At 47.5% G+C, this 21952-nt stretch carries 20 protein-coding genes, 1 tRNA gene and 1 pseudogene; 13 read left to right on the forward strand and 9 right to left on the reverse strand.

What is annotated here, in order from left to right; all coding sequences use genetic code 11:
- Nucleotides 1-65 precede the first annotated feature (65 nt).
- Entirely contained in the window at nt 66-3302 is a 3237-nt protein-coding gene (locus RIG66_RS11415; RefSeq protein ID WP_446378087.1) for a CHAT domain-containing protein, read from the forward strand.
- Between the two features lie 446 nt (nt 3303-3748).
- Here RIG66_RS11415 and RIG66_RS11420 read toward each other — a convergent pair whose 3' ends face one another.
- From RIG66_RS11420 to psbZ, 5 genes are all read right to left on the reverse strand, one after another.
- A complete protein-coding gene (locus RIG66_RS11420; RefSeq protein WP_446378120.1) occupies nt 3749-5011 on the reverse strand; it encodes a glutamate-5-semialdehyde dehydrogenase in 1263 nt (420 codons plus the stop codon).
- Between the two features lie 9 nt (nt 5012-5020).
- Nucleotides 5021-5431, reverse strand: a complete 411-nt coding sequence (locus RIG66_RS11425; RefSeq protein ID WP_446378089.1) for a hypothetical protein — start codon at nt 5429-5431, stop codon at nt 5021-5023.
- Between the two features lie 254 nt (nt 5432-5685).
- Nucleotides 5686-5757, reverse strand: a tRNA-Gly gene (locus RIG66_RS11430).
- A 110-nt stretch (nt 5758-5867) separates the two neighbouring features.
- Nucleotides 5868-6470 (reverse strand): 6,7-dimethyl-8-ribityllumazine synthase, encoded by a 603-nt coding sequence (ribH, locus tag RIG66_RS11435; RefSeq protein WP_446378091.1) that lies wholly within the window; start codon nt 6468-6470, stop codon nt 5868-5870.
- 86 nt (nt 6471-6556) lie between these two features.
- On the reverse strand, nt 6557-6748 hold the full coding sequence (gene psbZ, locus RIG66_RS11440) for a photosystem II reaction center protein PsbZ (protein WP_446378093.1): 192 nt from the start codon (nt 6746-6748) through the stop codon (nt 6557-6559).
- 67 nt (nt 6749-6815) lie between these two features.
- On the opposite strand from psbZ, the gene RIG66_RS11445 reads away from it, so the two are divergent.
- From RIG66_RS11445 to RIG66_RS11475, 7 genes are all read left to right on the forward strand, one after another.
- The gene (locus RIG66_RS11445; protein WP_446378095.1) at nt 6816-7046 is read left to right on the forward strand and encodes a hypothetical protein; all 231 of its coding nucleotides are present in this window, start codon (nt 6816-6818) and stop codon (nt 7044-7046) included.
- A 48-nt stretch (nt 7047-7094) separates the two neighbouring features.
- Entirely contained in the window at nt 7095-9923 is a 2829-nt protein-coding gene (locus tag RIG66_RS11450) for a CBS domain-containing protein (protein WP_446378097.1), read from the forward strand.
- Between the two features lie 84 nt (nt 9924-10007).
- Nucleotides 10008-11378 carry a serine/threonine protein kinase gene (locus RIG66_RS11455; RefSeq protein WP_446378099.1) on the forward strand — a complete coding sequence of 457 codons (1371 nt, stop codon included), beginning with the start codon at nt 10008-10010 and terminating at the stop codon, nt 11376-11378.
- A complete protein-coding gene (locus tag RIG66_RS11460) occupies nt 11375-11548 on the forward strand; it encodes a hypothetical protein (protein ID WP_446378101.1) in 174 nt (57 codons plus the stop codon). The genes RIG66_RS11455 and RIG66_RS11460 overlap by 4 nt, the downstream gene beginning before the upstream one ends.
- A gap of 156 nt (nt 11549-11704) precedes the next feature.
- Nucleotides 11705-12034: a DUF6825 family protein gene (locus RIG66_RS11465; protein WP_044208147.1), complete on the forward strand. Its 330-nt coding sequence runs from the start codon at nt 11705-11707 to the stop codon at nt 12032-12034.
- Nucleotides 12035-12353: 319 nt separating this feature from the next.
- A complete protein-coding gene (locus RIG66_RS11470; RefSeq protein WP_446378122.1) occupies nt 12354-14057 on the forward strand; it encodes an ABC1 kinase family protein in 1704 nt (567 codons plus the stop codon).
- Between the two features lie 34 nt (nt 14058-14091).
- Nucleotides 14092-14820, forward strand: a complete 729-nt coding sequence (locus tag RIG66_RS11475) for a Stp1/IreP family PP2C-type Ser/Thr phosphatase (RefSeq protein WP_446378103.1) — start codon at nt 14092-14094, stop codon at nt 14818-14820.
- A 10-nt stretch (nt 14821-14830) separates the two neighbouring features.
- On the opposite strand, the gene RIG66_RS11480 is transcribed toward RIG66_RS11475, so the two are convergent.
- The gene (locus RIG66_RS11480) at nt 14831-15226 is read right to left on the reverse strand and encodes a DUF1816 domain-containing protein (RefSeq protein ID WP_446378105.1); all 396 of its coding nucleotides are present in this window, start codon (nt 15224-15226) and stop codon (nt 14831-14833) included.
- Nucleotides 15227-15406: 180 nt separating this feature from the next.
- Here RIG66_RS11480 and RIG66_RS11485 point away from each other — a divergent pair, with 180 nt between their 5' ends.
- The gene (locus tag RIG66_RS11485; RefSeq protein WP_446378107.1) at nt 15407-15586 is read left to right on the forward strand and encodes a hypothetical protein; all 180 of its coding nucleotides are present in this window, start codon (nt 15407-15409) and stop codon (nt 15584-15586) included.
- 37 nt (nt 15587-15623) lie between these two features.
- Here the strand turns inward: RIG66_RS11485 and RIG66_RS11490 are convergent, their stop codons facing one another.
- Nucleotides 15624-16208 carry an endonuclease dU gene (locus tag RIG66_RS11490; RefSeq protein ID WP_446378109.1) on the reverse strand — a complete coding sequence of 195 codons (585 nt, stop codon included), beginning with the start codon at nt 16206-16208 and terminating at the stop codon, nt 15624-15626.
- Nucleotides 16209-16469: 261 nt separating this feature from the next.
- On the reverse strand, nt 16470-18110 hold the full coding sequence (locus RIG66_RS11495; RefSeq protein ID WP_446378111.1) for a protein kinase domain-containing protein: 1641 nt from the start codon (nt 18108-18110) through the stop codon (nt 16470-16472).
- A gap of 285 nt (nt 18111-18395) precedes the next feature.
- On the opposite strand from RIG66_RS11495, the gene RIG66_RS11500 reads away from it, so the two are divergent.
- The gene (locus RIG66_RS11500) at nt 18396-18662 is read left to right on the forward strand and encodes a hypothetical protein (RefSeq protein ID WP_446378112.1); all 267 of its coding nucleotides are present in this window, start codon (nt 18396-18398) and stop codon (nt 18660-18662) included.
- On the opposite strand, the gene RIG66_RS11505 is transcribed toward RIG66_RS11500, so the two are convergent.
- Nucleotides 18638-18784, reverse strand: a complete 147-nt coding sequence (locus RIG66_RS11505; RefSeq protein ID WP_446378114.1) for a hypothetical protein — start codon at nt 18782-18784, stop codon at nt 18638-18640. The two genes, RIG66_RS11500 and RIG66_RS11505, sit on opposite strands and share 25 nt — an antisense overlap.
- Before the next feature lie 68 nt (nt 18785-18852).
- On the opposite strand from RIG66_RS11505, the gene pheT reads away from it, so the two are divergent.
- The 3 genes and pseudogenes from pheT to RIG66_RS11520 form a co-directional block, all read left to right on the forward strand.
- Entirely contained in the window at nt 18853-21303 is a 2451-nt protein-coding gene (gene pheT, locus RIG66_RS11510) for a phenylalanine--tRNA ligase subunit beta (RefSeq protein ID WP_446378116.1), read from the forward strand.
- A 35-nt stretch (nt 21304-21338) separates the two neighbouring features.
- Nucleotides 21339-21608 (forward strand): YciI family protein, encoded by a 270-nt coding sequence (locus RIG66_RS11515; protein WP_446378118.1) that lies wholly within the window; start codon nt 21339-21341, stop codon nt 21606-21608.
- Nucleotides 21609-21681: 73 nt separating this feature from the next.
- Nucleotides 21682-21844, forward strand: a pseudogene (locus RIG66_RS11520) (IS607 family transposase); the annotation flags it as partial.
- Nucleotides 21845-21952 lie beyond the last annotated feature (108 nt).

Raw genomic sequence — 21952 nt, forward strand, 5'->3', positions numbered from 1 at the left:
CTGCATTTTTCTCGGTTTTTAGAGCAACTTGTAATTTTTCTTTTTGAGCGGGTTTCAAATAATTTTTGGCTGGCATATTTTTTTCGTTTTTCGGATTTCCTATTTTAATTATACCCTATTTAAATGCCGAACAGCTTATTACTCTAGATAATGCCAATAACTTCAGTACAGTAGCCGCAAATGGCGCAAATGTTACCTTAAACGACAGCGATGAGATTGAGTTAGGCACTTCCACGATTACTGGTAATTTAGGAGTGACGGCTGACGGTAATATTACAGACAGTGGCAACCTGAGTGTTACAGGTGAGACGACATTAAATGCTAACGGCAACGATATCACCTTAGATAATGCCAATAACTTCAACACAGTCGCCATTAGCAGTGCCAGAAACCTGACCCTCAACGATACCAATGCTATCCAACTTTCATCTTTAACAATTAACGGCAGCTTAGACGTAAATTCAAGTAACACAAACGTTATCGGTAACATCACCACAGGCAATAACCTTACCTTTAATAGTCCAGTCACTCTAGACAACGATGTGACATTAGATGCTGGACTAACCACTCTATCTTTTGCATCCGACTTAAATGCCAATGGTCACTCATTAACCCTAAAAGCCGGTGAAATTAATAATTTAGGTGCAATCACAAACGGCAATAGCCTCACCTTGCAACCTGCCACATCTAACCAAGCCATCACAATTGGTGCAACCAATAACACCACCACCGCTTTAGACTTGACAACCAGTGAATTAAATGCATTCCAATCCAACTTTAATACCCTAATCATCGGACAAGGAAACACAAACCCTGTCACCATCAACCCAATTACATTTAACAAACCTGTCACCATTCAAGGCGGAACCGTTGATGTCAACGGAACCATCACCGGGACAGGAAACGCCTCCATTACCCTCAACAGTGCAACCACAAACCTTAACGCTGCTATCGTCACCGCCAACCAGAACATTACCATTACGGGTAACACCAATCTGGGGAATTCCGTCCTCCTTAATACCAACAGTGGCGCAGGTAATATCAATCTTAACGGCACAATTAATGGCACTCAGGCATTCACCCTCGATGCAGGGACGGGTAACATTAACGCTATGGAAAACATCGGTAACATCACTCCCTTAAATAGCCTAACGATTAATCGTGCTAACAATGTTACTACCCAAAATATTACAGCAACCAACGTTACTGTTACCGCCAATCAAATAATTAATACCGCGAACATCAATACCAGTTCAACCCTCAATCCCGGCGGAGACATTACCCTAACCAGCAATAATGGAGTTATCACCACCAACAACCTGACAAGTTCCGGAACCAGTGGCGGTGATATTTTCATCCAAGCCTTAAACTCGATGACTCTGGGTGAAATTAATAGTAGCGGGAGTTCTGGTGATGGCGGTGATGTCACCCTTGACCCCATTGGCGATATTGAAGTCAGTTTTATTAATGCTGAAGGGGGTAACAACGGACAAGGCGGTAACATTGATATTACCGCAGGTCAATTTTTCCGCGCCACGGATACCTTTACAGACGCTAACGGTGAAGAAGTTAGCCTTTCTAGCGCGGGTGGGGATGATAATGGTAGTATTACGATCCGCCATGGGGGTAACAGTGAAACTCCCTTTATTATTGGTGATGCCACAACCAATGGTACAGTTGGTGCAATTACTGATGGTGATATTACCCTCCTTCCCACACAATCCTTGCTGTTTACCCAGATAGACGGCAATATCGAAATTATTAGTGTTGATGCACCAACGATTCCCGAAGAAGAACCTGTGGATGATTCACCGATGACACCTGTGGATGAGTCTCAAATCAATCCAGTTGATGTCATTCAACCCACTCAAGTTAGCGAACTACCGGAAGAAGATAACAATCAATTAACCGAAGACGAAGACACCAGCGAACCCTCTGAATCAGCATCCGTCCCCACCACCACAAACACCACCACAACCCCAGCCGCCGAAACGGAAGTCGCTCAACAAGAAGGCAATTTCACCAATGCCTATGAAAGCCATCTCGGAGTTAGAAATACCCGCACCGTTACCCCTAAAGAAACCAAAGCCCAGCTTAATCAAATTGAACAAATTACTGGTATCAAACCCGCCCTAATTTACGCCTTCTTTAAACCCCAAACTCCCACTCCCGACAAACCCAATCCCAAAGACCAAAACGAAATCATTTGGCAATTTAACGCTTCCACCCCTCAACACCAACAACTTTCAACGAACCCCAATCCCCAACCCACTGACCAACTCGAACTCGTCCTGGTTACCGCCTCTGGAGACGTAATTCGCCGTCCAGTTCCCGGTGCAACCCGAGAAAAAGTTCTACAACAAGTGCAACAATTACGTCGCGCTGTCACCAATGTTCGCATTCCTCGCCCCTATAAACCCTCAGCAAAACAACTTTATGACTGGTTAATTTCCCCCATCGAAGAAGAATTACAAGCCCAACAAATTAATAATCTCAGCTTCGTTATGGATAGGGGCTTGCGTTCCCTCCCCATTGCCACACTCTATGATGGAAACCAATTTATTATCGAGAACTACAGCGTTGGGTTAATGCCCAGTTTTAGCCTCACCGATACCAGCTATGTAGATATCCGCAACGCTGATATCTTAGCCATGGGTGCTTCTCAATTTAAGGAACAAGACCCCTTACCTGCTGTTCCCCAGGAGTTATCCCTGATTACCAATCAGTTGTGGTCAGGTGAGTCCTTTCTTAACCAAAACTTCACCCTAGAAAATCTCAAACAAGCCCGCGCGAGTCAACCCTTTGGCATTCTCCATCTCGCCACCCATGGAGAGTTTAAACCCGGTAAAGCCAGTAACTCCTATATTCAGTTTTGGAATACCCGATTAACCCTAGACAAATTGCGAGAGTTACAATTAGATAATCCCCCAGTTGAACTGATGGTGTTAAGTGCCTGTCGTTCAGCCTTAGGGGATGAACAAGCCGAGTTAGGCTTTACCGGATTAGCCGTACAAGCGGGAGTAAAATCAGCGTTGGGTAGTCTTTGGTATGTCAGTGATACCGGGACATTAGGACTAATGACCACATTTTATCAACAGTTAAAACAAGCCCCGATTAAAGCTGAAGCTTTACGACAAGCACAATTGGCAATGATGCGGGGAGAGGTAGAATTAGACGGCGATGAATTAGTTACATCATCGGCTAGGATTTCTTTACCTGAGGAATTACTCAACCAGGGAAATATTAATCTGACTCATCCCTATTATTGGAGTGCATTTACTTTAGTCGGAAATCCGTGGTAGTTATAGCACTACGCAGAAAAGTTAGGACATCAGGACACATCATTTACGTATGTAGAGACGTTGCATGGAACGTCTCTATGGTGCCGTAAGTCCTAACCTGCCTTGGTAAGGCTATAATTTGTAAACAAGCCTCAAACCCTTACAAAGGACGTAGTGGACTGACACAGCTAAAATAGGACTTTGTTTGTAGTGAGAACTTTAGTTCTCTAACGCCTAGCTGGAGAGGGCTAAAGCCCTCACTACGTACCCAATCTATTGCACCATTTTAGTTGGGTCACGGCAGTAGTGGACTGACACAGCTAAAATTGTGGAATAGATTTGACGTTTAAACCGGGCGCAAGCCTTGCGCCCCTACAATTCTAATCCACCAATTAAGGTGTACCATGCCAGTAACTTGCTTCTAGCGAAGCGAGTATGACAAATGACCAATGACCAATGACCAATAACTAAAACTGCCCATTCCCCTGAACCACCTGTTTCAGTGTGGTTAACGTCTCCAGAGTAATCATCCCGCGACGATACCCTTTCTGATTAGACATCCCCAAAAACACCGAGTCCCCACGTTTGGGATTGCGGGAAAATCGCGGTGAGGAATTGAGATAAATCGAAGCACTATCAACTTTGAGGGAAAATTGGCGACTTTCCAGGTAAGACTCAGTAACTAAGCAGTCAGCATGACGACTACTGTATTGATTAATCCATTCGATCGCGTCTTCGGTGTTATCAACTAATTTAAAGGCAACAACCTTATCTAAATACGGTTGACTCCATTCTGATTCAGACGCTAGAGTCAATTGATCGGGAAACTTTGCCACCAACTCGGCATCAGCTTTGAGTTTGAAGCCCTTGTCACTTAAACTCTTACAGAGATTCATTAACGAGGATGGTTTTTGATTACGATGGATCAAGACTTTTTCGATCGCATTCACTGGATCAGGGATACTGGCGTGGCTATCTAAAATAATCGATCGCACTCCATCCCAAGTCCCTGATTCGGACCAGTAGAGATAGCAGTTCCCCATTGCTGATCTTAAAACGGGTACCGTTGCTTGTTGCAAAACTTGCTGCACTAGCGTCGGGCGTCCATAGGGAATCACCAAGTTTAAATAGTCATCCCGTGTGACTAAATCTCGCATCGAAGCCCCCTGTTCAGACGGGAACAATTCCAAACAGCCGGAGGGTAAACCCGCGTCGTCCAAGGCGTTCTGTAATGCTTGGGCAATCACTTGATTGGATTGACTGGCTTCGCTACTTCCTTTTAATATCAAACTGTTTCCGGTTTTAATGCAAAAACCCGCCGCGATCGCACCTAACTCAGGGAACGCCTCATAAATTAAGGCAATCACGCCCAACGGCATCATTTGACAATAGGTTTGAGAATGGTCAAGTTGATAAGACGCATTCATCACCCGACGAATCGGATCAGATAATTCCCCAATCCGCTGCAAAATCCCAATCGCAATCTGGAGTCGTTCTGGCGTCAGCTTTAGCCAATCTAATACCAACTCAGGAACTGCCATTTCTCGACTGGCTTCCAAGTCCATGGTATTGGCATCCAAGATATCATCAAACGCATTTTGCAAGGCTTTTACCATCGCTTGAACGCCACGCGATCGCTCAACTCCTTTTGTGGTTGCCAAAACCACAGATGCCCGATGTGATCTGGCAATCACACGGTTGGACTGAGGCGTAGGATCAGAGGCTTCCATATCCATCATTTACGAACGCCGATAAGCTAACCAAACCATAAGCGCTGGCAACACCGCTAAAATCACTGCCAGTAATGCCCAAAGAATTATAGAAGGACCGGTTGGAGATTGCAGTGCTAGAGGTAACCAGACAATCAACAAAACCAGCACAATTAAGAGGGCTACAGGTAGGTAGCTTTCCCCAAGATTCCCTTGGGTACTCACCCAGCGATGACCTGTCCAACGCCAGGTTTTTTTGTAGGGATAAGTCGTCGATAATTGCTCAATTATAAGCCCATTTTCTTCAAGAACGAAAATCTGCTGACAGCGATTACAGCCAAAGGCTTCTGTCAGGGTAATCGGCACTAAACACCCCCGCCGCCGACACGGGCAGGGATATTCCTTACTTAAATCTATCTTTTGAGCTTTCTGAGGTGGCACAAGCGCTATTCAAAACCAAGATTACGTTGATGATTGAGTGTTCCTGATTACACGATCAACTTGTATAGTAAATCACTATAGCTCAAACTTATCCCCACAAATTCCCAACCGAGATTTTCTTGGAGACGCCCATGCTCTAATATTAGCGCTTTCCGTTACGTAAAACTTACACAAATCTTACCAATACCCGATAATATCTTTATATATAACAAGCTAAGAGCGAAGCTTCGGGAGCTTCGCTTTTGAGATAGATAAGCGGGTAACGCGATTCGAACGCGCGACATTCACCTTGGCAAGGTGACGCTCTACCACTGAGCTATACCCGCATTTATTTTGCTTTTTACAGTGTCTCAGAATAATCCAGTTTTGTCAAGTTATTCGTTATTTGCCATAGCTCCTTTGCTCCGAGACATGCCATGGCATGTCTCTACATAGATCATGAATTCCCAGACTCATTGTATTCAGAAGCGGACTCTGAAGGAAGAGACCGCCCTGATGAAACAGGTAAGGACTGAGGAGTTCCTGCCGGATCATAAGCATTATAAGCGGCTGAGCCATTTTGCCCCTTGAACTGCTGCATTAAACTCGCCATTTCTAAGGCACTCATGGCATATTCCCAACCCTTATTACTCTTGATTCCTGCCCGTTCTAAGGCTTGCTGCATCGTATCAGCCGTTAGAACCCCAAAGACTACGGGAATTCCGGTTTGAAAGCTAGCGGCGGCAATGCCCTTAGAGACTTCAGCCGCCACATAATCAAAATGGGGGGTTTGACCGCGAATGACAGCGCCCAAGCAAATCACCGCATCATAGCGATGGCTAAGGGCAGCTTGGCGAGCCATGAGAGGGACTTCAAAACTACCTGGCACCCAAATATAATCAACTTGGGAGCCATGAGGATTGGGATCAACACCGTGGCGTTTCAGGCAATCTTGACACCCGGCTAATAGTTTCTCTGTCACGAGATCATTAAATCGACCGATGATAATTGCCAAGCGCAGGGAGCTGGCTGATGTAAAATTTCCCTCAAAAACTGCCATGGCTATCTTTGCCCTCTTGCGTCATGAGCATCTGTCTGTTGGTGGAGAAGCCCCGTCTGAATTTAATCATTCAGGCGGGGAGAAAGTCAGGCTACCACAAAATAGTTCAGGACGCCAACCACAATGACCAGAGCCAGCCAAAGTCCTGAACCTATCCAAATCAAATTTTTTGATTGCTCCCAGTTTTGGGGGGTAGCATAGGCGACGGGAACACCCACCACCATGACGAATGACAAAATGACCAAAGCTGCCAGTGATATTTGAAATAAGATAGACATTTCCTGTTGTGCCTTTCAAGACGTTAAATCCTTCTGATTGTAAGCTACCAAAAATTGACCCGCTTTTTTGAAAAAACTGAAAATTAACAACAAGGGAGATGGGGAAGATGGGGGAGATGAGGGAGATAGGGAAGATGAGGGAGATGAGGGAGATGGGGAAGATGGGGAAGATGGGGGAGATGAGGAAGATGGGGAAGATGGGGAAGATGAGGAAGATGGGGAAGATGGGGAAGATGGGGAAGATGGGGAGGTTAACTCGAAATTCTACCTTACCTGTTCCTTGTTGCCTAACCAATGACAAATGACAAATGACGAATGACAAATGACAAATGACAAATGACAAACCATGGACTTAATCTTGTGTCACACGATTAGCGACTTTGATGCCCTAGGAGCAGCCGTCGGGCTGACACGCCTGAAAACAGGAGCCAAACTTGTCCTAACAGGGGGCGCTCACCCGGCGGTTCGGGATTTTTTGGCACTGCATCGGGATGAGTATGCTTTGATTGAACGACGTTCGGTTAAAGTAGACCAAATTCATTCCCTCGTCGTGGTGGATACCCAAAAACGCGATCGCTTGGGGAAAGCTGCTCAATGGTTCGACTTGCCTCATCTTACTGCCATTGAACTGTACGATCATCACAGCGACACTCATAGTGATATTCCTGCCACATTCCGACAGGTTGAACCTGTGGGTGCCACCACAACGCTCATTGTCGAGCAATTACAACAAACCTCAATCCAATTAACCACCGCCGAAGCCACAGTGATGGCACTCGGTATCCATGTGGATACAGGTTCCTTAACCTTTGACCAAACGACTCCACGGGATGCCATGGCTCTGGCTTGGGTAATGGCACAAGGGGCAAATATCCGCCAGATTGCTGACTATGTAGATCCAGGACTTTCGCCCCAGTTACAACAACTGCTCACCACAGCCCTAGACCAGTTACAATCTGAAAATTATCAAGGTAATACTCTGTCTTGGGTGTTCCTGAAAACTCAAGACTATGTACCAGGACTCTCAAGTTTAGCCTCACGATTAGTTGACCTAACGGAAAGCGACGCCCTATTGCTGGCGGCGGAGTATGGGGGAGATGGGGAAGCTGGGGGAGCTGGGGAAGCTGGGGAAGCTGGGGGAGCTGGGGGAGCTGGGGGAGATGGTAGAGACGTTCCGGTGGAACGTCTAGAAGATGTGAGTGAATCCAACCCTCAACACTCAAAATCATCCCGTCTGACGATCATCGGGCGATCGCGAATTCCTGGCACGAATTTAAATGCGCTCTTACAACCCCTAGGTGGAGGGGGGCATTCTCAAGCCGCCGCCGTCACCCTACGCCATGAAAATCCCCCAGAGGTTTTGCCACAACTCGTTGATCAATTCAAAGAGCAAATTCCCCAACCCCTAAGCGCCCTGGAGTTAATGTCCTCCCCGGTGCGAACGATTCGCCCCGATACCACCGTGGGAGAAGCACAGCGGATTTTGCTGCGTTATGGGCATTCTGGACTGTCTGTGGTTGATGAAAATGACCAGTTAATTGGGATTATTTCACGGCGAGATATTGATTTAGCACTGCATCACGGTTTGGGTCATGCTCCAGTTAAAGGGTATATGACCCGAAACCTGAAAACCATTACCCCCCAAACCTCACTGCCAGAAATTGAGTCGCTGATGGTAACTTATGATATTGGACGCTTACCCGTGTTAGAGAATGAGCAGTTAGTCGGGATTGTCACTCGTACCGATGTGCTGCGACAAGTGCGCCAAGATCAAGAGCGCTGGGGAGAGACTTGCCCCATCCAGATGACCTATCCCTCATCCCGCCTGTTAAATATGCGGGAACGCCTTGCTCCTGCCCTGTGGCAATTGCTCACTCAAGCCGCCCAGGAAGCCCAGGAAAGGGGTTGGCATCTCTATTTAGTGGGGGGAGCCGTTCGTGACGTATTGCTGGCGGATGAGAGCCAACCGCTACTCCTAGAAGATGTGGATTTGGTGGTTGATGGGTTTCATCGGGCGGCTGATGTGGGCGCAGGAGTAACTTTGGCAAAAGCCTTACGAGAACGGTATCCGAATGCTCGCTTAGACGTTCATGGGGCGTTTCAAACGGCAGCATTGTTGTGGCATAATGACCCGGTGCTGGATTCCCTGTGGATTGATATTGCCACGGCTCGAACTGAGTTTTATCCCTATCCAGCGGCGAATCCGGAAGTGGAAGCCAGTTCTATTCGCCAGGATCTCTATCGGCGAGACTTTACCATTAACGCCATGGCAGCGCGACTGACGGGGAGGCGAGGTGAGGCGTTGCCCCTACTGGATTTTTTTGGCGGGATGTTGGATTTGCGATCGCGTCAAATTCGCGTCTTGCACGCCAATAGTTTTATCGAAGATCCGACTCGCATTTATCGAGCGGTGCGGTTTGCCGTGCGCTTAGGCTTTGAACTGGAACCCCAAACCCAAGACTATATCCAGTATGCGTTAGAGAGTGGCGTTTATGAGCGATCGCTAGGTGCAAATACCCGAGCGCCTGCCCTAGAAACCCGCTTGAAAGCCGAATTAAAGTACATTCTAGAAGCCCCCTATTGGCAACGGGCATTCCAACTCATTGGATCACTCGGAGCATTACGCTGTCTTCATCCCAGCTTAAAGCTTGACCCATTGTTATGGTGGCGGGTTCGTCTAATTGACCGTTGGTTACGACGGTTTGATCCGGATCAAACTTTAAAACATTGGCAGATGCGGCTTGAGGTGTTAATTGCTCATTTAGAGCCTCAAGAACGGGGCAAGGTGGCAGAAAATTTACAACTGCCTATTGATAGTATTGAGCGACTACAGCATCTCGGACAAGCCCAAACTGAGGTGGTAGAGTCTCTACCCCACTGTCAGCGTCCCAGTGAAGTGGTTTGGCTGTTACGTCAGTATAAATTACCTACCTTGGTTTTAATTGCCGTACACAGTTCTCGGGCAATTCGACGCAAACTGTGGCACTATTTCAAGAACTTGGCAACGGTGCAGGCTCCTCTGAATGGGAATGATCTCAAACGTTTGGGTTATAAGCCGGGTCCCCACTATAAAGAAATGCTGGATGCTCTGTTAGCAGCAACCTTGGATGGCGTGATTCAGGATGAGGCAGATGCCAAAGCATTTCTAGAGCAGCATTATCCTCGTTCTACGTAAATGTTGAGTGTTGAGTGTTGGCACAATTTGGATATACTCCATCTAGGCTGTAGCATTATTGGTGCTTGTGGGGAGTAAATTTTTATGAACTTGACGGCAGAACGGGGCTTAAACCAAGGGAAATATGTTCTCAGTACCCAACTGGGCGCGGGTGTTTTCAGTCTTACCTACAAAGCAACCGATACTGAGTCAGGTCAATCGGTTGTGATTAAAACCATAGGGGAAGCGCTGCGCCAGCATCCCAATGTTAATCAATTCAAGCAGGAATTTTTAGACATTGCCAAACGCTTGAACTACTGCCAACATCCTCATCTGGTTCGCGTCCTCGACTATTTTGAGGACAAGGGATATCCCTATCTGGTGATGGAATATATTCCCGGACAGACATTGGCAGACGTTCTGCAAGCGGGTTCCTTGCCAGAGGCTGAGGCGATCAACTATATCCGTCAAATCAGTGATGCGGTAAAGGTTTTACACCAAGTCGAATTACTACACCGAGATATCCAACCCAAAAACATTATTCGGCGTCAGGATAGCGATCGCGTTGTGTTATGTGAAGTTGGGATGCTCTATGAGTTCACCCCAGGCATCAAACAAACCTATGCCAGCTTCCTCTCTGCTGGCTATGCTCCTCCAGAAGACAACACCTTGGCAAACACAGCGACACGGCAAACTGATATCTATGCCTTAACCGCCACATTCTACTGCTTACTCACTGGATATCCTCCCTTACCCGCACCTGTGCGACAGAGGTTATCAGCCAAGGGAGACAATTGTCTATTTTCTTCACTCTCTCAGCCGCCGCTGTCTAAATTGAGTCCCACCATTCAACAAGCATTACAGTACGGTTTAGAACTCATCCCCAACAACCGTCCCCAAATGATAGACACTTGGTTAAAGCAGCTTCCCCTTCAGGAGTCTGTTACTCTCCTTGAACCGATAACCACTCAGCCAGTGGAAAACCAGCCAAAGTCAAAAGTAGGTTGCCTACCTGGCAAGTCCAAGGTTAACACTGTGCTATCAAGGGGAACAAAGAGTCAACACTCAACCTTGAGTCAGGGCGGGTTTTGTACAAACGTTACCATCAATAGCGAAACCAAATTCCCTAAACCCGCCCCTACAAACCCGTTTCCCGATGAGCCTAGCGTTGGGTCAAAGACGCGCCATGGCACGTCTCTACATTCAACCCTCAAAACGGCTAAAACCAAAGCTTCAATACCGTTACAAGCGTTGTTCATGACAGGAGCGATCGCGGCGTCAGCAGGCATTGGATTCGGCTGTGCTGTACGAGTAAACCAACCGGGCGAACCCGGATCAACGATTTTGCATACCCAACAAACCTTTCCTCCCCGTAGCGATTGGCCCGTTTCCGAATCTCAACAATTTGTTAGGGAACAGGGAACCCTTCAACTTCGTTCAGGGCAGGCAGGGAACAGGGAACAGAGAATGTTTTGAAAAACCCATCAAAAATCATCCGCACCGACAAGTGGCAACTTAACCCGACTTCTGAACAGAAGGTTTTGTTCGGAGAAACAGTTAAGGTGTATCGTCGGTTTTGCCGATTTTTGACGGGTATCGTTTTTACTCACTGGGACAAGCTAGTGCAAGAAGGCAGAAATAACTGAACAGCTAATATCTCCCCCCGCTTCCCCTGCTCCCTCTGCTCCCCCTGCTTCATCGTATCTACGAAGCTGCTCAAGTATTTTTATGCCCGCTGCACTAGCAGGTGGAGTGAGCTTCGTGCGTTATAATTTGTTACGAATACCCAAACCATCTTCCCAATGAGCAATCCAGTCATTCATGCCTTTTTTGTAGGACGATCGCTAGCTCAAACTCTGGGCGATCGCGTAGAAGACTCCTTAACGAATGCTCTTAGCGAACTTGGCAAATTTGATGCTGAACAGCGAGAGCATTTGCAACAGTTTACTGAGCAAGTCATGGAAAGGGCGCAACAGGAAATGGAAATCGCCATGGGCGATCGCTCTTCTAGTACTACTGTTTCGACTGGTTCTCAATCCGTTGACCTACAAGCTACTATTGACGAGTTGCGAGCTGAAATTGCTCGCTTGCGGACTGAGCTACAGCTCTATCGCAATCAATCAGTGACTTGATTTGAGTGATACTGGAGGTGTTTCCCTTTTCCCTTCACCCGTTACAGCTTTTCCCAATCCGCTTCTGGAATCTCCTCTATCCCTAGGGTACTTTTTCCTTGAAGCCTTGGAGCTATATGCCTTGGAGCCATCTGCCTTGTCTCTACCAAAAAGGGGGTAGTCACCCCAGATTTGGTATTACAGATACTCGCTTAGGGTGTGCTTAGCTTTCAAAGATTTTGAATTTTTATTAAGATTAAGAGGAGACCATCATTCAGGAATCTAGGTGTCTGCTGTTTCTGATAACTATGTCAACCTCAAACAATATAAGGAACGCCAGGTGTCTAGCCAACGTTCCCTAAGAGGGATAAACCAAGACAAGGCATATCGTTGGAATCGGGAAAACTACTCCCGACATCGACGATTTGTCGATATTTGGACATTTGTTTTAACCCTCCTCTTCCAGTTGTGGCTCAACGGCAAACCTTGGAGCTATCCAGGGGGCATGACCGATGCAAAACAGGCGGCTCGTCGTAAGACACAGGCAATCTGGATTCGAGATACGTTCTTAGAGTTAGGTCCAACCTTCATCAAGGTGGGACAGCTATTTTCAACTCGGTCTGACTTATTCCCTGGTGAATATGTAGAGGAACTGTCTAAACTACAGGATCGCGTCCCCGCTTTTAACTACGATCAAGTTGAGGCAATTGTCAAGAAAGATTTAGGGAAATCTGTAAGTGAACTCTTTGACAATTTTGATCCGATTCCTCTAGCAGCAGCCAGTTTAGGACAAGTCCACAAAGCTCAACTCCAGAGTGGAGAAGAGGTTGTGGTCAAGGTACAACGACCGGGCTTGCGGAAACTGTTTACGATAGACCTACAAATTCTCAAAGGAATTGCCCGTTACTTCCAAAATCACCCCGATTGGGGTCGAGGTCGAGACTGGATGGGCATTTACGAAGAATGCTGTCGTATTCTCTGGGAAGAGATTGATTATCTCAATGAAGGGCGCAATGCCGATACCTTCCGCCGTAATTTCCGCACCTACGATTGGGTAAAAGTTCCTCGTGTCTATTGGCGCTATACCTCAAATCGAGTCTTAACCCTAGAGTATGCTCCAGGAATTAAGATTAGTCACTACGAGGCACTAGAAGCTGCTGGATTGGATCGGAAACTTTTGGCTCAACTGGGGGCAAAAGCTTACCTACAGCAGTTGCTCAATGACGGTTTCTTTCATGCCGATCCCCATCCCGGCAATATTGCGGTTAGTGCGGAAGGCTCATTGATCTTCTATGATTTCGGCATGATGGGGCGGATTAAGGCAAATGTCAGGGAAGGGTTGATGCAGACGCTCTTTGGCGTTGCCCAAAAAGATGCTAGTCGAGTGGTCGAGTCTCTAGTCGCATTGGGTGCCTTGTCTCCGGTTGATGATATGGGTCCGGTGCGGCGTTCGATCCAGTATATGCTGGATCACTTTATGGATAAGCCCTTTGAGAATCAGTCGGTGAGTGAAATTAGCGACGATCTCTATGAAATTGCCTATGGTCAACCCTTTCGCTTTCCGGCAACCTTCACGTTTGTGATGCGAGCCTTTTCCACCTTGGAAGGAGTGGGCAAGGGCTTAGACCCAGAATTTAACTTTATGGAAGTGGCAAAACCTTTTGCTCTGCAAATCATGACTAACGGTAATAGCCCTGAGGGTAATACATTCTTGAATGAATTGGGACGCCAAGCGGCTCAAGTGAGTAGTACGGCGTTGGGATTACCTCGACGGATTGAGGATACGATTGAAAAATTAGAACGGGGAGATATACGTCTACGGGTTCGTTCGATCGAGTCGGATCGGATCTTGCGCCGCATGAGTAGCATTCAGATAGGAACAAACTATGCGTTACTACTCAGTGCATTCACATTGTCAGCTACGATCTTATTTGTTAATGGTCAAGTCGGGCTGGCATTAGTGGTGGCGTTAGTCGCCGCCGCGATCGCTTTTGCCCTAATTCGTTTACTCCGAAGGCTCGACCGATACGATCGCATGTTATAACTCCCATAAGGTTATTGACGCCAGCACAAACTTTATGAAATGTCGCTTTACGGGTCTCACTGACCCGGGCTTAATTCGTACCGTAAACCAGGACTATTACTACATCGATCCGAAGGGACGCTTTTTCATTGTCGCCGACGGCATGGGCGGTCATGCTGGGGGACAGGAAGCCAGCCAACTGGCTACAGAGGTCATTCAGGCACGTTTAGAGCGGCAATGGCTAGAGTCAGTCCCTTCGGAAAAGTTACTGGAACAAGCCCTCTACGATGCTAATCAGGCAATCTTAGAGGATCAAAAAAATCATCCCGAACGGGCAGACATGGGCACGACGGCTGTCGTGGTCATCTTCCGTAAAGGTCAGCCTTGGCTGGCTCATGTGGGTGATTCTCGCCTTTATCGATGGCGACAATTAAAACTCGAACAAATGACGGATGACCATACCTGGGTAGCACGCGCCATGAAAGCTGGGGATCTGACTCCAGAACAGGCGCGAACGCATCCCTGGCGTCATGTGTTGTCTCAATGTCTAGGTCGCAAGGACTTACAGTCTGTTGATGTCGAGTCCATGGAGATTCAGTCAGGAGATTTCCTGCTCCTTTGTACCGACGGACTGACTGAGGAACTCTCGGATACCGCGATCGCGTCCCATCTCCAGTCCAATGGGGATGGCGAAGAGATCGCCGCTAACCTAATTGCCGCCGCCAAAGAAAAAGGCGGACGAGACAATATCACCGTGATTCTAGTCAAAATTGACGAGATTTGACCCAGAGAGCTTAAAAAATTGTTAAATTGTCGGGTTTGCACCATTTAACCGTTACGGCGATCCCTTGAGCGCCCTCTTGTTCTAAATCCTCAATGTAACCTGCTTCATAAGACGCGGCTTCTTCTGGACTATCAAAGGGTCCAAAGTAGTAAGTGACCGCAGGTTCAGCAGTGACAATTTCTATCCACCAAGCGAAGGAACTCTGAACATCTGTGTCAGGAGTTGGGCTTCGTATGCTGACAATTTTGCCCCCTAATTGGGAAATTCTCCGCATCGTTTGGTTCATGCGGCTGTACGGAACTCTGATAAAGACAGAACTACTCCGACGAATGGGGTAGTTGAGGGTGTCGGTAGCTGCACTCTGACGCAAACCGACGACTTCATAAATAAAATAACGATTATCCAACAAGATACTACCTGTTAAGCCAGCAACACTTGAGATGAACAGTTCTAACTCCCCACCCTAATCAGACTATAGTTAGGGGATATCAGAGACCGGGGGTAAGGTTGTTATGGGAGCAATTGTGAACATCGCCCCATTGAACCTATAACCACCATCAGTATTAGTTATCAGATCCCCAGAGGATTGTCACTATTTTTTTCTAGAGAAGGGGTGTCGGGTGTCGGGTGTCGGGTGTCGGGTATCGGGTGTCGGGTGTCGGGTGTCGGGTGTCGGGTGTCGGGTGTTGGGTGTTGGGTGTCGGGTGTCGGGTGTCGGGTGTTGGGTGTCGGGTGTCGGGTGTCGGGAATAGCCACCAAGGGATAAAGAGGGTGACAAAGGCGGATTTGGTATTACCCAAATCCTAAGCCGAACTGCTGCTTTCTCCTTTAACCACAGCAGCACCAATTAAATGAGCTAAACGTAAGGCTTCGGGGACTTTACCACAGTCCGTTACGCGCTCTAGAACCGATGCGATAACCTGGGGATTCGCGCCACAAACCTGAAAAAAGAAAGGGGGATAAGCATGAATACTTCCAGCGCGTTGGAGGAGATGGAGACGCTGTTCAGGTTGAGGTAAACGATGAATTGCCTGTTTGACTGCTTCTACATTAGGCATACGCCGCATCAGAGACACACAGGGAAGACTCAGGCGATCGCAAAGCTGGGGCAAGTCTATCAAATTAAAGCCACCAAAACCAATACCATCCAGCAGTAAAACATGCAGTTGGGGTAAGAACTTCCGTCCAACTAATAGCTGAACAATCCTATCCGTCGCATCCCAGCCGTCTCGTTCCACCTCTCCCCAAACCATCCCCTCGAAGCGCGTTCCTCCACAAACCACTCCCGCAATGGACACTTTGGCGCTGGCATGACGGGAAAATGGTGCGTCGTCAAAGCCAATGACGCGAATGACGCGATTGAGTCGCACAAGATCATCAAGTTCCATAGAGTGCCATTGAGCCAACCAATATCAATTGTACGGGTACTGATAAGTGGGTGGACACAATTAAAGTTAACGGTTAGAGATTAGGGAACAGGGAACACCTCGACTTACCTCGACTCCGCTCGGTAACACGCTCGGTGTGTCACAGGGAACAGTAAGGGTTTAAGGGCGATTTACTTGCACTTAATACAGTACCGTTTTCTTTTGTCCGACTACTTATTAGGAATGACGAATGACGAATGACAAAGGACAAATGACAAATGACTATGACCAAAGACCTCGCTTGCCATTCGGCATAATTGTTGCCCAATTCGTTTTAGCTAAAGCTAACTGTTCCTCCGTAATTTTGGCATTGGCAAGATTCGCGCCACAGAGATTTGCCCCCTTAAGATTGGCATGATTCAGATAAGCAAAACTTAAATCTGCCCCGCGTAAATCTGCCCCCTCTAAATCCGAATTGCTCAAATAAGCCCGTCCTAAATTGGCATCTCGCAAATTTGCCCGAGTTAAGCTTGCCTGACCAAAATCAGCACTGGATAAATCAGCACCTTGTAAATTAATGCGAGTTAACTTGGACTGGTAAAAAATCCCGCCAGATAAATCCGATTTTTGTAAATCCAACCCACTTAAATCATGGGAAGCAAAATCTCTCCGACCTTTCATATATGCCGTTAACACACCATTAGCATCAAGCTTTTTGGGTCTACTGCTGGCAAAACTTTGGCTCGATGGTATATTCCCTGTATGAATTTCTGTCACTGACCTCGATATAAATTGACTGCGGGGATTACCATTACCCATGGTGTTGGAAGAACCCGGACGACTACGTTCCCGTCGTTCACGACGCTTACGAATCGCCGCCGCTAACTTCTGGGTCGCCGATGAAGGAGAGGAAGGAGAACTGGGCGAGTCTACCTCTTGAACTTCGGTGGAATTGCCATTTGTATTTGTATTGGATAGCCCAGAGGTTGGCATTGCCATTCCTTGAACCAAACTATCAAAATAAGGTTCTAAGTCTAGCGCTCTGAGAATCTCTTCTGCCGTTTGATAGCGATGACGAACAGAAGCCTCCAGCATTTTTTTCAACACAGTCGCAAAATGATCGCTGACTTGCACAGATTTACGCCAGACCATTTCACCAGTTGAGGGATTGTAATCTAAATCTTTTGGCGATTTTCCGGTGAGTAAATACACGCTAGTTACGCCGAGAGCATAAATGTCACTGGCATAAACGGGTCGCAATGCCATTTGTTCCGGCGGAGCAAAACCGGGAGTCCCAATGGCAAAATTTGTCAAGGCGGTTTGATCAGAGGTATTGGCAACGGCGGCTTGGTTGACTTCATCTTTAACCGCACCAAAGTCGATCAAGACCAGTTTTCGGTCTTGCTCTCGTCGAATTAAATTAGCTGGTTTGATATCCCGGTGGATCACCTCTTGGCTATGGATATATTTAATCAGGGGGAGAACTTCACTCAGAAATTGCTTGACCCCGGCTTCTGAGAGGGGACCACATTGTTTAATTTCTTGCTGTAACGTGAGTCCACTAATATACTCCTGTACCAAATAAAACTGCTGATTGTCTTGAAAAAAATCCAACAGTCGGGGAACTTGAGGATGATTGCCAATCTTACCGAGGGTTCTGGCTTCTCGCTCAAATAGCTTTTGAGCCATTTCCAGAACCTGTGATGTGGTTGTTGCGGGACGAAGTTGTTTAATGACGCAACTGGGATTGCCAGGAAGAGACTCATCTCTGGCTAAAAACGTAGCGCCAAATCCGCCTTGACCTATGGTTTTTAGCACACGATAGCGATTTCGCAACATAATAGGATGACCACACGCCTGACAGCTAGTGACGTGCAGCGGATTTTTGGGCTGAGGACAGTCAGGATTTAGGCAGTAGCTCATTCAGCATCACCAATGGGGCGTTTGTCCGGGCTAGGACGAAAGCTTTCTCAATTGTGATCGAAGCACCCGGCTTATCTATTAAGATCTATAGTTGACTTTAGTGGGAAACGCACCGCCGGATGCACCCTCGCTTTGGTAAGCCTTGGTAAGCAATCTTATCTATCTACAGGATATCTTAATTTACCCTGTCGTTTAGGCACAGATGCCCAAATAACGCACTGATTTGAGTCTTTTTTGGATAAAGTCTTGATAAAGATTGTCCTCTGTTTGTGAAGAATTGGTAAAGTGTGGCAAGTCGGGGGAGCTGGGGGAGCTGGGGGAGCTGGGGAAGCTGGGGAAGCTGGGGGAGCTGGGGGAGCTGGGGAAGCTGAGGGAGCTGGGGGAGCTGGGGGAGCTGGGGAAGCTGAGGGAGCTGAGGGAGCTGGGGGAGCTGAGGGAGCTGAGGGAGCTGGGGAAGCTGAGGGAGCTGGGGAAGATGGGGAAGTTAACTTAAAACTCTACCTTACCTATTGCCTATTGCCTATTGCCTATTCCCTGTTCCCTGACAAATGACGAATGACCAATGACGAATGACGAATGACAAATGACAAATGACCAATGACCAATGACCAATGACCAATGACCAATGACCAATGACCAATGACCAATGACCAATGACCAATGACGAATAACAAATCGGGTATAGTGAGATCAACAGTAACGGAACTGCATCTAAGCTGAGGTCGGTAAAAGCAAGAAATTAATGCGTATCTCTTTAAATTGGCTGCGGGAACTGGTGGATGTGAACCTAGCTCCCCAAGAAATTGCGGAAATTCTCACCAATGCTGGATTTGAGGTCGAGGATATTGAGGATCAGCGGCAGTTAGCCGATGGCGTGGTTGTGGGGAAGGTTCTGGATGTGCAACCCCACCCTAATGCCGATAAGCTGAGAGTCACTAAAGTGGATGTTGGAGACGCCAATGATCCAGTCACCATTGTCTGTGGCGCGGCTAATGTTCGGGCAGAGGCTTATGTCCCTGTCGCCACGGTAGGGACTTACCTGCCCACGGTGGATTTGAAAATTCGCTCCTCCAAACTGCGGGGAGTGCGTTCTGAAGGGATGATTTGTTCCTTGGCAGAAGTTGGCTTGGAAAAAGAGTCAGAAGGGATTTACATCTTTGAGGCACAGACGCTACAAGTGGGGAGTGATGCTCGTCCTCTCCTGGGACTTACGGATGTGATTCTGGATTTGACCGCAACGGCGAATCGGGCGGATGCGTTGAGTATGGTTGGAGTGGCTCGTGAAGTCGCCGCCCTGACTGGTGCATCTTTGAACCTGCCTAAAACGCCGGAGTTGACGATTCCTCAAGGTACTGGCGGGTTGACGTTGAAAATTGCTGACCCGAAAGCTTGTCCTGCTTATATTGGTACCGTGATTGAAGGCGTGAAAATTCAACCATCGCCAACCTGGTTAAAACAGCGTTTACAAGCCGCAGGGGTGCGACCGATTAATAATGTTGTGGATATTACCAACTATATTCTGTTGGAATGGGGTCAGCCTCTCCACGCCTTTGACCGCGATCGCTTACAACAAGTAGCAGGGGACAAATCTTTAACCATCGGGGTTCGCTTTGCTAAGGGAGAGGAATCGCTCACCACTTTAGATGCTCAATCCCGCACCCTTCATCCCCAAACTTTGTTAATTACCGCCAATGATCGCCCCGTGGCGCTGGGAGGCGTGATGGGTGGTGAGGAAACCGAAGTCCATGAGGGAACAGAGAATCTGGTTCTAGAAGCCGCCCTCTTTGAACCCGTTGCCATTCGTCGTTCAGCCCGCTCTCAAGGCTTACGCACGGAGGCATCCACTCGTTACGAACGGGGCGTCAATCAAGCGGAATTAGGCATCGCGGCGAAACGAGCGATCGCGTTAATCCAAGAACTCGCCCAGGGTAAGCCGATTGTCCAAGAAGTAGCCGATACCCGCCCTGATCCAGACAGTTGGGTACGCTCGATTGAGTTACGCCTAGAACGGGTGAATCAGGTATTAGGTCCAGTGGATTTGGGTGATGAGATTGGTGACATTCAGCCCGATGATGTTGAACGCATTCTCACGGCGTTAGGATGTCAACTTCAGTCCGTGGAATCCGACGAGGCGTTGAAATGGACTGTCACGGTTCCCCCCTACCGCTACCGAGACTTAGAACGGGAAATCGACCTAATTGAAGAAGTTGCCCGTCTCTACGGCTATGATAAGTTTTGTGAAGATTTACCCCCGAAAACCGAACCGGGTTATCTATCGATTGACCAGGTTTTAATCCGCAAGATTCGGGAAGCCTTCCGTGCGGCTGGATTAACGGAATTGCTGCAATATTCCTTGGTTAAACCGGAAGAAAAAGAGGAGCAAATTAGCCTATCGAATCCTCTATTTGTGGAATATTCTACCCTGCGGACGGATTTACTCTCAGGATTGATCGAAGTCGCCCAGTACAACCTCGAACAAGGGAATGGGGTATTGAATGGGTTTGAAATCGGGCGAATTTTCTGGCGCGACGAAGACGGATTTGCCGAAAGCGATCGCGTGGCGGGAATTTTGGGTGGTGATCCCAGTCAGGGTAAATGGACGAGAGGCGGACAAGATGCGCCGATGAGTTGGTATGAAGCTAAGGGAATCATCGAAAGCGTGTTTGAACGCTTAGGATTAACTGTGGAATATCAACCCGATCGCCAGGATTCGCGCCTACATCCAGGGCGCACCGCTTCCTTATGGATACAAGGCGATCGCTTGGGCAGATTTGGGCAACTCCATCCCCAGCTTCGAGCAGAATTGAGTTTACCCGATGCAGTCTATGGGTTTGAGTTAGACCTAGATGTCATGTTAAATGCTCTTGTCCAAGATGAAAACTTGACGCCACGATTTTCCGTCTACTCGACGTTTCCAGCCGCAGACAGAGATATTGCCTTCTTTGTACCCGATACTGTCTCAGTCGCCGACATTCAACGCACCACTCAACAAGCCGCCGGAAGCCTATTGGAATCGGTGCAATTATTCGATGAATATCGCGGGGAACGAGTGCCAGAAGGACAGCGCAGTCTGGCTTTCCGGCTGATCTATCGCGCAGGCGATCGCACGCTGAAGGACAAAGAAGTGGAATCCGCCCACCAGAAGGTTCGAGACGCCTTGTTGGAAAAATTTGGTGTCAGCCTGAGAAGTTAAGTCGTCATTTGTCATTTGTTCACAGTTGATTGGTTATGCCTAAATATGTAATGTGGGGAAGCTACTGTGAGGACGTATTAGAAAAACGCGCTCCTCATCGTCAAGCACATCTGGATGGTTTAACTCAGCAAAAAGAATCCGGCGTATTAATCACGATTGGTCCAACCAAAGATGTGACCAAAGTGTTTGGTATTTATGAAGCTGAAAATGAAGCCACTGTGCGCCAACTGATTGAGGCTGATCCCTATTGGCAAAATAGGATTTGGACAGAGTACGACGTGAAAGAATGGATTCAGGCATTTTAGGGTTAACTAACAGTCCGTAAATATCTAGACAATTAGTGACATAACTAGACATTTTCTATGATATAGTCAGGCAATGTCTAGTTTAACCCCCCAAGAAGCAGCCACTCGACTAGGTGCCACGGTCTTGCACTTTGCACCGATGGGAACTCAATGGTAAAATGCAATCTTATAGTATCGCTGGTGGTCATCGTCTTATCGATATCGTTGACTTAATTGGTAAGAAATCGGGTAACGAATAGCTATGACGACGATAACTTATTGCAAAGGCTTGCCAACTCCCGCCGATGAACTTAATCCCATCGGTTTTACCGAATTGGAGATGTTGTTAACTTCATTGTCCGATA

This window comes from Coleofasciculus sp. E2-BRE-01, assembly GCF_040221695.1.
Taxonomy (GTDB): Bacteria; Cyanobacteriota; Cyanobacteriia; order Cyanobacteriales; family Coleofasciculaceae; genus Coleofasciculus.

Bases quoted from the DNA above. Each gene is read 5' to 3' on its own strand.
- RIG66_RS11420 (WP_446378120.1), bottom strand. From the start codon at position 5,011: ATGGAAGCCTCTGATCCTACGCCTCAGTCCAACCGTGTGATTGCCAGA.
- ribH (WP_446378091.1), bottom strand. From the start codon at position 6,470: ATGGCAGTTTTTGAGGGAAATTTTACATCAGCCAGCTCCCTGCGCTTG.
- psbZ (WP_446378093.1), bottom strand. From the start codon at position 6,748: ATGTCTATCTTATTTCAAATATCACTGGCAGCTTTGGTCATTTTGTCA.
- RIG66_RS11450 (WP_446378097.1), top strand. From the start codon at position 7,095: ATGGACTTAATCTTGTGTCACACGATTAGCGACTTTGATGCCCTAGGA.
- RIG66_RS11455 (WP_446378099.1), top strand. From the start codon at position 10,008: ATGAACTTGACGGCAGAACGGGGCTTAAACCAAGGGAAATATGTTCTC.
- RIG66_RS11465 (WP_044208147.1), top strand. From the start codon at position 11,705: ATGAGCAATCCAGTCATTCATGCCTTTTTTGTAGGACGATCGCTAGCT.
- RIG66_RS11475 (WP_446378103.1), top strand. From the start codon at position 14,092: ATGAAATGTCGCTTTACGGGTCTCACTGACCCGGGCTTAATTCGTACC.
- RIG66_RS11490 (WP_446378109.1), bottom strand. From the start codon at position 16,208: ATGGAACTTGATGATCTTGTGCGACTCAATCGCGTCATTCGCGTCATT.
- RIG66_RS11495 (WP_446378111.1), bottom strand. From the start codon at position 18,110: ATGAGCTACTGCCTAAATCCTGACTGTCCTCAGCCCAAAAATCCGCTG.
- pheT (WP_446378116.1), top strand. From the start codon at position 18,853: ATGCGTATCTCTTTAAATTGGCTGCGGGAACTGGTGGATGTGAACCTA.
- RIG66_RS11515 (WP_446378118.1), top strand. From the start codon at position 21,339: ATGCCTAAATATGTAATGTGGGGAAGCTACTGTGAGGACGTATTAGAA.